Genomic DNA, 15,565 nt, shown 5'->3' on the forward strand with positions numbered 1-15,565 from the left:
ATGTAACAGGCAAAGGAGTTTAAGCATGAAAAAGTGGCTTGCACTTACTGTGATGACAGCAGGAATTGTTCTGCTCGGCTGGGGAATTTGGCAAATCGCCTCTACTCACCTTCAAACGGCACAATCATTAGAAGAAGCGAAGAAGGCGGTGGCTGTTGATCAAGGGATGTCAAAGAAGAAGTTTGCTCCTGAAATGGGGAAAGCCTCAGGCATCCTGACAATTCCAAAATTAAAGGCTGACTTTCCCATTGTCGAAGGGACAGATGCCGATGATCTTGCAAAGGGAGTCGGGCATTACAAAGACAGTTATTACCCTGATCAGAAAGGACAAATCGTCCTATCTGGCCACCGAGACACGGTGTTTCGCCGGACAGGTGAGCTGGATATTGGGGATCAGCTGAAAATCACTGTACCGTATGGTGAGTTTGTTTATGAAATCACGCATACGAAAATCGTCGATCAGCATGATACATCCATTATCACTTTGCAGAATGAAAAGGAAGAGCTGGTGTTAACCACATGCTATCCATTTCATTTCGTTGGCAATGCACCAGAGCGGTACATTATTTATGCAAAAAGAGCATCTGTCTAAAGAAAAAAGAGCCTGCATGCACAGCAGGCTCTCAGCGTGTAGACAAACCCTCGCATTCGGTGTCAGTCCTGCGTGCCGGTGCTCACGAATCTCACATTCGCTCTCCTCCAGTACTCGTCCTTCCTAGACTGCAAAGGTTTTCTATTACGCTGAAAAGAAGAAAAAGGGCTAAAATAAAGATCATTTTAACCCTTTTTCAATAATCTGAGAGCCTGCATGAACAGCAGGCTCTCTTTTTTAATGGATGATCATGTCCATGAGCTGAGCCATATCCGCTGGAAGCGGTGCTTCTATGCTCAGGTGCTCACCTGTAAAAGGATGCTTCATGTCTACTTGTTTGGCATGAAGGGCACATCTGTTGATATATTCACGAACACCGCCATATAATGTATCTCCGGCTAAAGGATGACCGAGACTGCTAAGGTGAACGCGAATTTGATGCGTTCTTCCAGTCTCTAATTGCAGCTGGACGGCTGTCATTTGCAGACGTTTATTCATATCCATGACCTGAAAATGAGTCACAGCATGTTGTCCATTAGGGGAGATTCTCCGTCTGACCGCATGGTGCTTGTCACGGCCGATCGCCGCATTGATAACGCCTTTCTTTTTCTTGAAAAGTCCGTCTGCGATGGCAATGTATGTTCGTCTGATCGTTTTTTTAGAAAGCATTTGATCAAGCACTGCATGCGCTAATCTGTGTTTAGCAAAAATGACAGTGCCGCTTGTGTCTTGATCCAGCCTATGGATATGTCTTACCCGCTTTTCCTCTCCATTTGCTTGAAAATGGAAGGCCACAAGGTTAGCCAGTGTGCCCGTTTGTCCCTCTTCATTCGGATGCGTTGGTCGTCCAGCAGGTTTTTGCACAATTAATAAGTGCTCGTCCTCAAAAAGCACCTCTAATTCACCGTATTCTGGTGTCACATCACTTTCTTCCGTTTCAAATAAATCAATCAGGACTTGATCGCCTGTACTGACTTTGGCTGCGTGATGGGCAGGCTTTTGATTTAAACGTATTTTTTGATTCTCCATCCAAAAATGGATAATTGGCTTTGAGGCAGACACGGCTGTTTTTAAAAAATGACTCAGTGAAGTGTCATGCTGCTGCTCACCTACTTTTAGTGAGAGCGTGTGTCCTTTCATGATCATGATATCGTTCCTCTCTTTGGGTATATATAGGAAACACTTACCTTGGCGAACGCCTTTTTTTCTGTGCTATTCTGAATGGAGAAATAACGACAGAGAGGTAGATGTCACGTGAGATTAATGAAAGCTGCTACAGACCTACAGGAGCAGGCAATTGAAGAAATATCAAAGGATGTTGAAGAGCTTCTATCCCATGCTGTCAATGGAGAACAGCTCACCGTGCGTCAACAAGAGCGCCCGCTTACTTTTATTGATGGGGTATATAACGGGACGATGGATGATGCTTTTCGTATTTTATCGGGACTTCAGCTATTACATACCATTATTGTCAAACCTAAACGCCATATTACAAAACATGATCGTGAGCTATTCGAGCGAAACCGTGAGCAGGTCAATGCATGCGGCTTTTCATTTCCGTTTGATTTGGACGATTTTGTCAGCCGACACCTTCAAAATGCGTAAAAGTTGGTGTGAACTTCCTTGTTAACTTACAAGTTCGCCGCACATACTATTTTTAAGGGAATGGAGAAACCTTTAAGATCTGTAATACCAAACCCGCTCTTTTTCAACATTGCCTATTTCTCCACGAATCGGAGCGCTTGGATCTCTTGCAGAATGAACCTGACACGGATAGGAGCCTGACAAAATGGGACAGGCTCCTTTTATACATAATCATTTTAGCAGACATTCATCTTTGAAAGTCAATTTTATTCACGATATGATAGCATTGAGTATCATGTTTAAGACTTTCGTAAAAAAAGGAGTGGCCTCGTTGGTAAAGGCGATTATATTTGATTTTGACGGATTAATTTTAGATACAGAAACACATGAATATGAGGTTTTACAAGAAATGTTTGCGGAGCATGAGTCGGAGCTGCCTCTTTCAGTATGGGGCAATGTCATTGGAACGCAGGCAGGCTTTAAGCCATTTGAATACTTGGAAAAGCAGCTAGGCAAGACGCTGGATCATGAGGCACTTACAAAAGACCGGCGTTCTCGTTTTCAAAAGAGAATGAAGGACGAATCAGCAAGACCTGGCGTACAAGCTTATTTAGAGGCAGCAAAGGAGCTTGGAATCAAGATTGGACTTGCTTCCAGCTCAGACTATAAATGGGTGTCAGATCACCTGAAGCAGATTGGTCTTTTCGATTACTTTGAATGTATCCGCACGTCAGATGATGTGGAAGAAGTGAAACCAAATCCAGAGCTTTATTTGCAAACCGCAAGCTGCTTAGGTGTAGAGCCTAAGGATTGTGTTGCATTTGAGGATTCTGTGAATGGTTCAGTTGCCGCCAAACGGGCAGGCATGAAATGCGTTATCGTCCCAAACAAAGTGACGAGCACGCTGCAATTTGAAGAATATGATGTCAGATTAGAATCAATGGCTGAAATTGAATTGCTCCAGCTATTCCATCAGCTTGAAAAAGAGGATCAGTAAGGGGGCAAAAACATCATGGCAGAAAAACTCGATTTAACACGGTTTGAAAAAAGAATGGTGATCCGTAATATCCGGGAAGAAGATATTGACCGAATCATTGCCTTGCAGGAGATCTGCTTTCCAGGCATGGATCCATGGAAACGAGAGCACCTTGAAAGCCATCTTGAGCATTTTCCAGAAGGTCAGTTTTGTGCTGAATTCGAGGGGGAAATCATTGGTTCCTGTTCAAGTTTATTAATTAACTTTGATGAATACGATGACCGCCATACTTGGCAGGACATTACAGATGATGGGTACATCACAAACCATAACCCAGATGGGATGAATATGTACGGAATTGAAGTCATGGTGAGCCCTGAGTACCGCCGCATGAAAATTGGTCATCGTTTGTATGAAGCAAGAAAAGACTTAGCGAGAAGATTAAATTTAAAAAGCATCATCATTGGCGGACGCATCCCGAATTATCATAAATACCAAGAGGAAATGACGCCCCGCCAATATGTAGAGCAGGTAATGCTTCACCAAATTTATGATCCTGTTTTATCATTTCAGCTATTAAATGAATTCAGTCTCATGCGGATCAATCCGAATTACTTGCCAGATGATAAGGCATCCAGCACATATGCAACGTTAATGGAATGGAACAACGTCGATTATCGCCCGCAATCAAAAAGATATTATAAATCGGCGTTCCCAGTTCGCATTTGCGTGATTCAATATGCGATGAAACAAATTCATTCCTTTGAGGAATTTATGAATCAGGTGGAGTATTATGTTGATGTCGCATCAGATGCGTCAGCTGACTTTGCTGTATTCCCAGAAATTTTCACAACGCAGCTCATGTCCTATTTAGAAGAGCGATCACCAAGTCTTGCCGTCCAGCGGATCACAGAATATACCGAGGACTACATTAATTTGTTCACAGACCTTTCTGTAAAGTACAACATTAATATCATCGGCGGGTCACATTTTGTTGAAGAGGAAGGGAAAATCTACAATATCGCCTATTTATTTAGACGTGATGGAACGATTGAAAAGCAATATAAGCTCCATATTACGCCGAATGAAAGAAAATGGTGGGGGATTTCAGCAGGTGATCAGGTTCGGGTATTTGATACGGACTGCGGCAAAATTGCGATCCAAATTTGCTACGATATTGAGTTCCCTGAGCTTGCTCGGATTGCAGCTGATAAAGGGGCAAAGATTATTTTTACACCGTTCTGTACAGAAGACCGCCAAGGCTATTTAAGAGTGCGTTACTGTGCACAGGCTAGAGCGGTTGAAAACCAAATTTATACGGTCATCTCGGGAACTGTCGGAAACCTTCCGCAAACCGAAAATATGGATGTTCAATATGCACAATCGGCCATTTTTGCCCCATCTGACTTTGAATTTGCAAGGGATGGGATTGTAGGAGAGTGTAATCCAAATATAGAAATGGTTGTTGTTGGCGATGTCGATTTAGAAATTTTAAGAAGACAACGGCAAGATGGAACGGTACGTCAGCTGAAAGATAGAAGAAGAGATGTGTACCATATTGAATATAAGAAATAATGAAAGGAAGCGCCTCGTCATAGGCGCTTCTTTTTGATTACATTTTTTTAAGAGATAAAGTACCTGAATGAGCTAAAGCTTTCGCAGCTAAGACCGGGATACCTGATTGGATAAGAGACTGGTAAATCGTTTGGTTTACTTGGTTCCATGTCAGAGAAGACTCTTCTAAAAGCTTTTGTAATGCAGGGCGTATAAACTCCTTGAAATACGGCTCGACTTGTTCGCGTTTTTCTGGTCCCGCAAGCAGCTCAAGATGTAGCAGCCATTTTTCTTGTTTCTCGAATGAAAGTTCAATGTTGCGTTTAATCGTATCGGTTACAGAGGGAAGTTGAAAATCACCTTGCGCTGTCACCTGTTCATGATAGGCAGGTGCAGCATTTGCTGTTTGGGTAAAGGGAGAAGCAAATAAAACGACAGAAGTGGAGAAGATCAATGATTTTACAATTGTTTTCAATGTGAAAACCTCCTAATGATTGTAATTTTTCTGTTCACGATTCATCATAATTTATTGTAAAAATAAGGTAAATGAGGCATAGCGCTTATTTTTTCATGTGACTAAGGGATGCCCGAGCAAAAGCCGAATATACTGAAAGGAGATCATGTGTTTAAAAAGGAGAGGAACATGGGACGACAATCTAAACATTTGTATATCAATTTGCCGGTAAAGCATGTCAAGGAATCAAAGGTTTTTTTTGAGCAGCTTGGATTTGAATTCCAAGAACGATTTACGAATTCTCAGGCGGCTTGCTTAGTCATTGATGACACCATCAATGTCATGTTGCTATCCCATAAGCATTTTCAAACCATCTCAGAGAAACAATTGGTGGATGCAAGGGAGGCATCAGAGGTGATCATCTCTATGCGTGTTGATTCACGAAAAGAGGTCGATGAGCTGGTGGAGCAGGCGATAGCAGCAGGGGGGGCACCATTTAAGGAAAAGCAGGATCATGGGTTCATGTATGGTTGGAGCTTTCAAGACCTTGATGGTCATTTGTGGGAAGTGTTTTATTTGGATGAGGAGAGAAGCGGCCTTTCATAAGGGCGCTTCAGCGAGTAGACAAACCCTCGCATTCGTTGTCAGGTCTGCGCTCCGGTGCTCACGAATGTCAAATTCGCTCCGCTCCGCTGCTCGTCCTTCCTAGACTGCAATGGTTTTCTATCACGCTGAGAAGAAGACAAAGGGCTAAAATAAAGATCATTTTAGCCCTTTGCCAACAATCAGAAGTGCCCTTTCATAAGGGCGCTTCTTTTTTATTGTTTAACAATGGTATGATAAAGAGGAAGAAAAAATTAGGAATTCATCTAGAGAAAAGTAGGTGCAGCATGGAGTTTTTACTTGTCTTACTGCCAGTGTTCGGTATCTTTCTGATTGGGTATATCGGGCAGAAGGCTATTGGTTTTGACATACATACGCTCTCATCGATGTCTTTATATTTAATGTCACCATTTCTTGCGTTTGAAACCTTTTATCAAAACAAAGTGTCGATGGACTATGTGTACTTATCTATTTTTGTTGTCGGACTTTGTCTTTCACTTGTTTTATGTGTCTTTATTTTATCTCGTATTTATGGTTATTCGAATGAAACGTATTGTGCCATGATTCTGTCGTCTGCATTTATGAATAATGGGAATTACGGTACGCCTGTTGTTCTGCTTGTTTTCGGAGCAGCTGGTTTAGATATTGCCATCGTTTTAATGGTCCTGCAGCAGCTCGTCATGAGTACAATCGGAATGTATTATGCAGCAAAGGGCGGAGAGGATGCAGGAGATTTAAAGGTTGTGCTAAAAAAAGTGCTGCGTATGCCGGTTGCCTATGGGGCACTCATCGGTCTATTATTTCAGCTGATTGACCTTCATTTACCTAAAGAGCTGATGACGGGTGTTCAGCTTGTGGGAGATGCGGCCATACCGACGATTATGCTTATTTTAGGCATGCAGCTTGCCGTCATTTCTTTTAAGCAAGTCGATTATCGCAATATTTCTTATGCGGTCCTGCTGAAGCTATTTCTTTCACCAATGATCGCATTCGGTTTTACGCTTATTTTACCTGTAGATGATTTGGTGAAACAAATTATGATCTTAGTTGCCGCAATGCCGACAGCAGCAAATACTACACTGATGGCTGTACAATTTCGAACGAAGCCTGAGTTTGTCTCAAGCACGACCTTTCTTAGTACCATTTTAAGTATCGTGACTTTACCTGTTTTATTATGGATTTTATCTATGCACCCTCTAGGATAGGGTCAGGTCGGCAAACAAAGGGGGACATACCAATGAATACAGATGTTCATTTTCAAGTGAGTGATGTGTTGAAAACGAAGTATTTTGCCCATGCGAAAGTGTTAGCTGGGGAAAAGGGATTGTTTCGGCAGGTCAAATGGGTCCATGTGCTAGAAGTGCCTGCAGTAGAAGATTTACTAAACGGGGGCGAGCTCATTTTAACAACGGCCGCTGGCTTTCACGATCAATTGGGTGTGTTTCAAGCATTTTTAAAGCAGCTGATCGATTCTGGTGCGGCTGGCTTGTGTATTGAATTTGTTCCACTTAGATTCGATGTGCCGGAAGAACTTATTGCGTATGCAGAAGAAAGAGATTTTCCCCTCATTCTATTTACAAAAGAAGTGAAATTCGTCAACATTACACAGCATCTTCATACGATGATGATTGAGCGACAGTATCAAATGATGGCTGATTTAGAAGCTTTATCATCAAAGCTTAATGAGCTTTTACTGACCCCGCATCCACAGATGGACATTTTGGATCAAGTGTATCAGCACGTAAGGGGAATTCTTTTACTCATACCCGTTCAGGGGGAGCCGATTATTTTATGTGATTCTTCCAAACAAACCGAAGAGCTGGTCATGAATTACTTGAAGTTCGCTTCCTTGCCAAAAGGATACGAAGTGACCCAAAAACAAGTGCTCGCACTCAAGCAGACATTTGCAGACCTTGTGCTCATTCATCAAACGAACACGCTCTCAGAATTCGAAATGCTCGTAATGGATAAAGGTGCGAATGCTCTTGCTCAGCAAACGTTAAGAGAGCTATATACAGAAGAGCTGAAGAAGACAAAAGAGAACGAATGGCTGCAAAAATGGTTCCAAGAAGAACATACAGAAAGAGAAATTTTAGAGCATCTTGAAGAAACAGAAGGATTGAAAAAGCCAACCGGCTGTGTGGTGATGCTCTTTCAAAAGCATCATCAAATCGAAGAAATCACAGGAAATCTTTATTTTCTCGTATCTTGCCGCTCTATCTTTCAGCGTGCGGGTTTCCATCTTATTGCGTATGAGCATCAAGGACAAACCTTGTTTATTTTATTAAACACAAGAAAGAAAGAGGACTGGAAAGAGCGTGCAGAGAAGGCGGCCAGTGACATTAAACAATTGTATGATCGGGAGGGGCCCCGCGGGACCGTGATCAATTTTGGCATCGGTTCATATTGTGAACAGTTTCAGCAGATGAGAAAAAGCTTTCAAGCAGCCAAAGAAGTGCTGCATTTAAAGAAAGCCATCCCTGAGCGGGTGGAAAGTCCATTTTATCAAGATTTACATATGCTCCGTCTTATGCCTGTTATGAAGGAAAGCGGACTCCTTGAATGTATGGTGAAAGAGTATTTGGAGCCTGTGATTTTATATGATAAGCAAAATAACGGAAGACTCTATCAAACGCTGAATATCTTTTTACAGACAAACGGTTCTAAAAAAGAAACCGCAAGCCAGCTTTATATTGTCAGGCAGACCCTTTATCATAGACTAGATAAACTGCATGCCTTGCTTGGTGAGGATATGATGCAGGCGCCCAAACGTCAGGCACTTGAATTTGCAATTCTTGCGTATGAATTCCTGCAAGGAGATCTCCGCTAAAAAGGTGTGTTAGATTTGCTCAGACATCAAGTGGAGTGTCTTATGGTTCTTTTCAATCAGTTGACGATCTGTCTAATGTAATCGGCCCGGCCCCTTTTTTATAATGAAAGTAACCATTGGTTCACTCTTACGGGCGGCCAAGTTTCAGTTTCATATGCCTCCCTTTTCATCCATATAATGAAAGGAGGGGCAATGTGCTGCTGAACCGGTCTAAGCTTCTTTGATGATGAAAACGGATACATGGGGGCGGGAAAATGAAAATACATGAGCAGGCTCAAAATCTTCAGGCGAAAGATGATCAGTTGATCTGGCATCATATGAAAGGGACAAACAAGGAAAACGAAAGTATGGTCATTCACGAGGCAGAGGGCGCATGGGTGACAGATATTTATGGAAATCGATATTTAGACGGGATGTCAGGCCTATGGTGTGTAAATGCCGGATATGGCCGAAAAGAGCTTGCTGAGGCGGCATATAAGCAATTAAGTACAATGCCTTACTATCCGCTGACACAAAGCCATGTGCCTGCAATTCAGCTGGCTGAAAAGCTAAATGAATGGCTTGGCGGGGACTATGTTATCTTTTTTTCTAACAGTGGTTCTGAAGCCAATGAAGCCGCATTTAAGATCGCCAAACAATATCATGCGCAAAAAGGAGAGAGTGCAAGAACAAAGTTCATCTCCAGATATCGGTCCTATCACGGCAATACAGCAGCAGCTCTTGCCGCAACAGGGCAGGCGCAGCGTAAATATAAATATGAACCATTAGGTCAAGGTTTTATTCATGTCGCACCGCCTGATGTGTATCGTCACCCTGAGGATCAAGAGAATTTGGCAAGTGCAGCGGCAATTGATCAAGCTATGACGTGGGAACTAAGCGAGACCATTGCTGGGGTCATTATGGAACCGATTATTACAGGCGGCGGTATCTTAATGCCGCCAAAAGGGTATTTGAAGAAGGTCAAAGACATCTGTGAGACTCATGGAGCGCTTCTGATTGTGGATGAAGTGATTTGCGGTTTTGGCCGGACAGGGAAACGGTTTGGTTTTATGCATGAGGAAGTAAAACCAGACATCATCACAATGGCAAAAGGGATCACAAGCGGCTATTTACCGCTTTCTGCAACGTGCGTCAAACGAGAAATCTATGAAGCCTACGCTGGCGAAGATACGTATGACCGGCTCCGTCATGTGAATACATTTGGCGGTCATCCTGCTTCCTGTGCGGTGGCCCTTGCCAACCTAGAGATCATGGAAAACGAGCAACTAGTGGAACGGTCTGACGCACTTGGCCGAGATATGCTTGAACGTTTGCAAGAGTTAAAGGCGCATCCATTTGTCGGTGATGTTAGAGGAAAAGGCCTGCTGTTTGGAATTGAGCTTGTCCAGGATCAACAGTCCAAAAAACCAGCTGACCAACAGGTTGTCGGGCAATTGATTTCAGAATGTAAAAAACGCGGACTCATCATTGGGAAAAATGGTGATACGGTTGCCGGCTATAATAATGTGGCTCAGCTTGCACCGCCGCTAAATATAACAGACGAAGACGCCTCATTTATCATAAACACATTAAAAGAAAGTATAGCGCAGTTATAGCAGAGAGACATCTCTGCTTTTTTCTATGAAGGATGTTTTCGATAAGCTGCTTCGTGAAATCGGCATTGGACACACTAGGTGTATTGAAAAATAGCAGAGATTCTATTACTGTTAGGAGAAGGCTGAACCAATACACTTTAGAAGGAGACGGCATATGAGTTTTCATGATCAACCCATTCTACCTGCTGTTCGCAATATGAAGCAATTTGAGGAATTTTTAAAAAGTCCATTTACATATGGAGTCTTACTTGATGTCCATTTAGGCCGGTTAAAGGGCATTATGAATGAGGCAAATGCCCATCATAAAAAAATGTTTGTCCATGTCGATCTCATTCACGGGATTAAACATGATGAGTATGGAACGGAATTTATTTGTCAGGAAATGAAGCCGGCAGGGATTATTTCTACTAGGTCTTCTGTCATAGTAAAAGCAAAGCAAAAGAAGGTATATGCTATTCAGAGAATGTTTTTACTTGATACAAGTGCTATGGAAAAAAGCATGGAATTCGTAGGGAAACATCGTCCAGATTTTATTGAAGTATTGCCAGGGGTTGTGCCGGATTTAATTACAGAAGTGCGCGAAAGAGCTGGAATACCAATATTTGCAGGCGGATTTATCCGAACAAAAGAAGATGTAGAAAGAGCGCTTGAAGCAGGTGCGACAGCTGTAACCACATCGAATACAGCGCTGTGGAAAGCATTCCAAAAGTGAAAAAGATAAAATGTGAAAATTGATTGACAACGTTTTCATCCTCTGATACTATAGCACTAAGTTAATATCATGTGATGGAGAAACGGAGATCCACAACAGCGCTTTACTAGGTGACAAATGACCCTGACGTAAAGTATGTTTGTTGTGGATCTTTTTTCTTTATCATCTTTTCTACACATTTATAGGGGATGGCAACTGAACCAGAGGAGGAATTTTCATGACACCATTTTGGGGTGAAGTCGTAGGTACAATGCTGCTCATTATTTTTGGAGGCGGTGTGTGTGCGGCAGTTAATTTAAAGAAATCGCTAGCATATCAGTCCGGCTGGATTGTAATCGCTTTCGGATGGGGGTTTGCAGTAGCCATTGCAGCATATGCAACTGGTGGAATCAGCGGAGCGCATTTGAATCCAGCACTCACAATTGGTCTTGCCTTAGAAGGAAGTTTTCCTTGGGCTGATGTTCCAATGTATATTGCCGGTCAAATGCTTGGTGCATTACTAGGAGCTATTATTGTCTTTTTACATTACTTACCGCACTGGAAAGCGACAGACGATCCAGGTGCAAAGCTAGGTGTATTCTCAACTGGTCCTGCGATTCCGCATACTTTTGCAAACGTACTCAGTGAAGTCATCGGTACATTTGTATTGGTTCTAGGAATCTTAGCGATTGGTGCAAATAAATTTGCAGACGGAGTGAATCCGCTGATTGTTGGTTTCTTAATTGTCGCAATTGGTCTTTCTTTAGGTGGTACAACTGGTTATGCAATCAACCCTGCACGTGATTTAGGTCCGAGAATTGCACATGCGATTCTACCGATTCCAGGTAAAGGTCCATCGAATTGGAAATATGCGTGGGTACCTGTTGTTGGTCCAATTTTAGGCGGCGCATTTGGCGGTGTTTTCTACAATGCAGCCTTTAAAGCGAACGTCACACCAGCCTTTTGGATTGTAAGCGTTATTTTAGTTGTGGTATTGTTAGGACTCTATGTTTCTACGAAAAACCAAACAAATGCTGTTAATGAAAGTATGTAAGGGGAGGAAAACACCATGGCAAAAGAAAAATATATTCTCGCATTAGATCAAGGGACAACAAGCTCAAGAGCGATCTTATTTGATCAAGAGGGCAAAATTGCACATACAGCTCAGAAGGAATTCAATCAATATTTTCCGAACCCAGGCTGGGTAGAACATAATGCAAATGAAATTTGGAGCTCTATTCTATCCGTCATTTCAACTGCTTTAATCGAATCAGGAATTGAAGCAGATCAAATCGCTGGTATCGGTATTACGAACCAGCGTGAGACAGCTGTTGTTTGGGATAAACATACAGGCGCGCCAGTATATAATGCAATTGTTTGGCAGTCTAGACAAACGTCTGGTATTTGTGAAGAGTTAAAAGCACAAGGACACGATGAAACGTTTAGAAATAAAACAGGTCTTCTCATTGATGCTTATTTCTCAGGCACAAAAGTAAAATGGATTTTAGACAATGTAGAAGGTGCTCGTGAGAAAGCTGAAAATGGCGACTTACTGTTTGGCACAATCGATACATGGCTCATTTGGAAGATGACAGGCGGTCAATCACACGTTACAGATTATTCCAACGCGTCAAGAACATTAATGTTCAACATTTACGATCTGAAATGGGATGAAGAATTACTTGAGATCCTTGGCGTACCTGCTTCTATGCTTCCAGAGGTGAAACCATCTTCACATATTTATGGTGAAACAACAGACTATCATTTCTTCGGCAAAAATATCCCGATTGCAGGAGCGGCGGGAGACCAGCAGTCTGCTCTATTCGGTCAGGCTTGCTTTGAAGAAGGAATGGCGAAGAACACATATGGTACAGGATGTTTCATGTTGATGAATACAGGGGAAAAAGCAATTAAGTCGGATCATGGTTTATTAACGACGATTGCATGGGGCATTGACGGTAAAGTTGAATATGCTTTAGAAGGAAGTATATTCGTTGCTGGTTCAGCAATTCAGTGGCTGCGCGATGGACTGAGAATGTTTAAAGACTCGAAAGACAGTGAAGCCTATGCAGAGCGCGTTGAGTCAACAGATGGCGTATATGTCGTTCCAGCATTCGTTGGTCTAGGCACACCATACTGGGACAGTGATGTCAGAGGCGCTGTATTCGGATTAACACGCGGTACTTCTAAAGAGCACTTTGTCCGTGCAACGTTAGAATCACTTGCTTATCAAACAAAGGATGTTTTAGATGCGATGGAAAAGGATTCAAACATCTCATTAAAAACTTTGCGAGTTGATGGCGGAGCTGTAAAGAATGATTTCTTAATGGGCTTCCAAAGTGATTTGCTGGATGTACCAGTAGAGCGTCCAGAAATTAATGAAACGACGGCACTCGGTGCGGCCTATCTTGCGGGAATAGCAGTTGGCTTCTGGAACGACCGTTCAGACATTGCAAAACAATGGAACCTTGACAAGCGCTTTGATCCTAAAATGGAAGAGGACAGCCGCGACTCGTTATACAGCGGGTGGAAAAAGGCTGTAAAAGCAGCTCAAGCTTTCAAATAAACCAAAAGTATGATATACTTCAAGTAAGTTAATAGAACGGTTGGAGAACTGGAGAGACCGCAGGCACCGAAGTGTAGAAATACGCTTTGGGTGTTTGCGGTCTCTTTTTCTTTACCGTACAACATGGGAGGAACAAGAGATGACTTTTTCTAGCTTAGAAAGAGAACAAATGCTTCAGGAAATGACAAAAAAACCATATGATGTGTTTATCATTGGTGGGGGTATTACAGGCGCTGGTACAGCACTTGACGCGGCTTCACGCGGAATGCGTGTCGGTCTTGCGGAAATGCAGGATTTCGCAGCAGGTACGTCTAGCCGCTCAACGAAGCTAGTGCACGGGGGACTTCGTTATTTAAAACAATTTGAAGTGAAGATGGTCGCAGAGGTCGGTAAAGAGCGTGCCATTGTATACGAAAATGGTCCTCATGTTACAACGCCAGAATGGATGCTTCTTCCGATGCATAAAGGCGGGACTTTTGGTAAGTTTTCAACATCTATTGGGCTTAGAGTGTATGACTTTTTAGCGGGTGTAAAGCATAGCGAACGCAGAAGTATGCTAAGTGCGAAAGAAACACTTGCAAAAGAACCGCTTGTCAAAAAGGACGGCTTAAAAGGCGGCGGCTACTATGTTGAATACCGTACAGATGATGCACGCCTCACAATCGAAGTCATGAAAGAGGCTGTGAAATTCGGAGCAGAAGCGGTCAACTATGCGAAAGTAAAAGAATTTATTTATGATAAAGGCAAAGTGGTTGGTGTTGTCATTGAAGATGTCATGACGAAGAAAACATACGATGTGTATGCGAAAAAGATCGTCAATGCGACAGGTCCATGGGTAGACCTGCTTAGAGACAAAGACCACTCAAAACAAGGGAAACACTTACAGCATACAAAAGGAATTCACTTAGTATTTGACCAATCTGTATTCCCATTGAAACAAGCGATTTACTTTGACACGCCAGACAAACGTATGGTCTTTGCGATTCCAAGAGAAGGTAAAACGTACGTTGGCACAACAGATACAGTATACAAAAAACAGCTGGAGCATCCGCGTATGACAAAAGCCGATCGCGACTATGTCATCCAAGCAATTCAGTACATGTTCCCTGATCTTAATATTACAGAAAAAGATGTAGAATCCAACTGGGCAGGTCTTCGTCCACTGATTCATGAAGAGGGCAAAGATCCTTCAGAAATTTCTCGTAAGGATGAAGTATGGACATCATCTTCAGGCTTAATCACCATTGCTGGTGGTAAATTAACAGGTTACCGCAAAATGGCTGAGCACATTGTGAATCTTGTACGTGAAGGACTGAAAGAAGAAACAGGTAAAGATTACGGACCATGTAAAACAAAGCATATGCCAATCTCAGGCGGTCATGTAGGCGGTTCTAAAAATATGGAAGCCTTTGTTCAAGCGAAAACAGCAGAAGGAGCGTCTGTTGGTTTAACAGAACCGATTGCACAAAAACTAGCTGAAAAATATGGTTCAAACGTTAGCAGTGTCTACAAGCGAGTAGAGCAGCTTCAAGGTGAAGCAGACAAACGAAACATTCCGGCATATGTGCTAGCAGTGCTTGTCTATGCGATTGAAGAAGAACTAGCTGTTACACCTGTTGATTTCTTCTTAAGAAGAACAGGCAGCCTATTATTTAACATCAACTGGGCAAAAAAATACGCACAGCCGGTTGTAGATTATATGGCAGAGCGTTTTGGCTGGGATGAAGCAGTAAAAGAGAAACATCAAACAGAATTAGATCAATTATTCCATGAAGCAGTCGTACCGCTTGATGCTGAATAAAAGGAAAAGCCGATCATGTATCGGCTTTTCAGCATGTAGGCAAACCCTCGCATTCGGTGTCAGGTCTGCGCTCCGGTGCTCACGAATGTCAAATTCGCTCCGCTGCTCGCCCTTCCTAGACTGCAAAGGTTTTCTATCATGCTGAAAAGAAGACAAAGGGCTAAAATCAAGATCATTTTAGCCCTTTGTCAACAATGTGAAAGCCGATCATGTATCGGCTTTTTTTATTTGTTCAGCATTTTCTCAAGCTGCTAATGATATAGCATGACATAAAGGCTGATTCCATATAAAATAACAGTAGATGTATTTTATTGATGAT

Annotated in this window: 14 protein-coding genes; 12 read left to right on the top strand and 2 right to left on the bottom strand. The window is 42.5% G+C overall.

From position 1 onward, the window contains the following. Nucleotides 1-25: 25 nt before the first annotated feature. Entirely contained in the window at nucleotides 26-592 is a 567-nt protein-coding gene (locus tag AKG37_RS14355; protein ID WP_060699422.1) for a class D sortase, read from the top strand. Between the two features lie 237 nt (nucleotides 593-829). Here AKG37_RS14355 and AKG37_RS14360 read toward each other — a convergent pair whose 3' ends face one another. Next, nucleotides 830-1,738: an RluA family pseudouridine synthase gene (locus AKG37_RS14360; protein ID WP_060699423.1), complete on the bottom strand. Its 909-nt coding sequence runs from the start codon at nucleotides 1,736-1,738 to the stop codon at nucleotides 830-832. A 108-nt stretch (nucleotides 1,739-1,846) separates the two neighbouring features. Here AKG37_RS14360 and AKG37_RS14365 point away from each other — a divergent pair, with 108 nt between their 5' ends. The 3 genes from AKG37_RS14365 to AKG37_RS14375 all read left to right on the top strand — a co-directional run bounded on the left by AKG37_RS14365 (nucleotide 1,847) and on the right by AKG37_RS14375 (nucleotide 4,727). Beyond that, nucleotides 1,847-2,197, top strand: coding sequence for a DUF5365 family protein (locus AKG37_RS14365; protein ID WP_060699424.1), 351 nt, complete (start codon nucleotides 1,847-1,849; stop codon nucleotides 2,195-2,197). Nucleotides 2,198-2,507: 310 nt separating this feature from the next. Continuing rightward, nucleotides 2,508-3,173, top strand: coding sequence for an HAD family hydrolase (locus AKG37_RS14370; RefSeq protein WP_060699669.1), 666 nt, complete (start codon nucleotides 2,508-2,510; stop codon nucleotides 3,171-3,173). 15 nt (nucleotides 3,174-3,188) lie between these two features. Then, a complete protein-coding gene (locus AKG37_RS14375; protein WP_060699425.1) occupies nucleotides 3,189-4,727 on the top strand; it encodes a bifunctional GNAT family N-acetyltransferase/carbon-nitrogen hydrolase family protein in 1,539 nt (512 codons plus the stop codon). Between the two features lie 37 nt (nucleotides 4,728-4,764). Here the strand turns inward: AKG37_RS14375 and AKG37_RS14380 are convergent, their stop codons facing one another. Beyond that, a complete protein-coding gene (locus tag AKG37_RS14380; RefSeq protein WP_060699426.1) occupies nucleotides 4,765-5,181 on the bottom strand; it encodes a hypothetical protein in 417 nt (138 codons plus the stop codon). Between the two features lie 168 nt (nucleotides 5,182-5,349). Here AKG37_RS14380 and AKG37_RS14385 point away from each other — a divergent pair, with 168 nt between their 5' ends. The 8 genes from AKG37_RS14385 to glpD all read left to right on the top strand — a co-directional run bounded on the left by AKG37_RS14385 (nucleotide 5,350) and on the right by glpD (nucleotide 15,246). Beyond that, complete coding sequence (locus AKG37_RS14385) at nucleotides 5,350-5,766, top strand: VOC family protein (RefSeq protein ID WP_060699427.1); 417 nt, start codon at nucleotides 5,350-5,352, stop codon at nucleotides 5,764-5,766. A 284-nt stretch (nucleotides 5,767-6,050) separates the two neighbouring features. Beyond that, entirely contained in the window at nucleotides 6,051-6,968 is a 918-nt protein-coding gene (locus AKG37_RS14390; RefSeq protein WP_060699428.1) for an AEC family transporter, read from the top strand. A gap of 32 nt (nucleotides 6,969-7,000) precedes the next feature. Further along, a complete protein-coding gene (locus AKG37_RS14395; protein WP_060699429.1) occupies nucleotides 7,001-8,593 on the top strand; it encodes a PucR family transcriptional regulator in 1,593 nt (530 codons plus the stop codon). Nucleotides 8,594-8,847: 254 nt separating this feature from the next. Further along, complete coding sequence (locus AKG37_RS14400) at nucleotides 8,848-10,188, top strand: aspartate aminotransferase family protein (protein ID WP_060699430.1); 1,341 nt, start codon at nucleotides 8,848-8,850, stop codon at nucleotides 10,186-10,188. Nucleotides 10,189-10,342: 154 nt separating this feature from the next. Continuing rightward, the gene (locus AKG37_RS14405) at nucleotides 10,343-10,900 is read left to right on the top strand and encodes a glycerol-3-phosphate responsive antiterminator (protein ID WP_024425304.1); all 558 of its coding nucleotides are present in this window, start codon (nucleotides 10,343-10,345) and stop codon (nucleotides 10,898-10,900) included. A gap of 217 nt (nucleotides 10,901-11,117) precedes the next feature. Further along, on the top strand, nucleotides 11,118-11,933 hold the full coding sequence (locus AKG37_RS14410) for an MIP/aquaporin family protein (protein WP_060699431.1): 816 nt from the start codon (nucleotides 11,118-11,120) through the stop codon (nucleotides 11,931-11,933). Nucleotides 11,934-11,948: 15 nt separating this feature from the next. After that, the gene (glpK, locus tag AKG37_RS14415; protein ID WP_060699432.1) at nucleotides 11,949-13,445 is read left to right on the top strand and encodes a glycerol kinase GlpK; all 1,497 of its coding nucleotides are present in this window, start codon (nucleotides 11,949-11,951) and stop codon (nucleotides 13,443-13,445) included. Between the two features lie 139 nt (nucleotides 13,446-13,584). Then, the gene (gene glpD / locus AKG37_RS14420; RefSeq protein ID WP_060699433.1) at nucleotides 13,585-15,246 is read left to right on the top strand and encodes a glycerol-3-phosphate dehydrogenase; all 1,662 of its coding nucleotides are present in this window, start codon (nucleotides 13,585-13,587) and stop codon (nucleotides 15,244-15,246) included. Nucleotides 15,247-15,565 lie beyond the last annotated feature (319 nt).

Source organism: Bacillus australimaris, from assembly GCF_001307105.1.
Classification (GTDB): domain Bacteria; phylum Bacillota; class Bacilli; order Bacillales; family Bacillaceae; genus Bacillus; species Bacillus australimaris.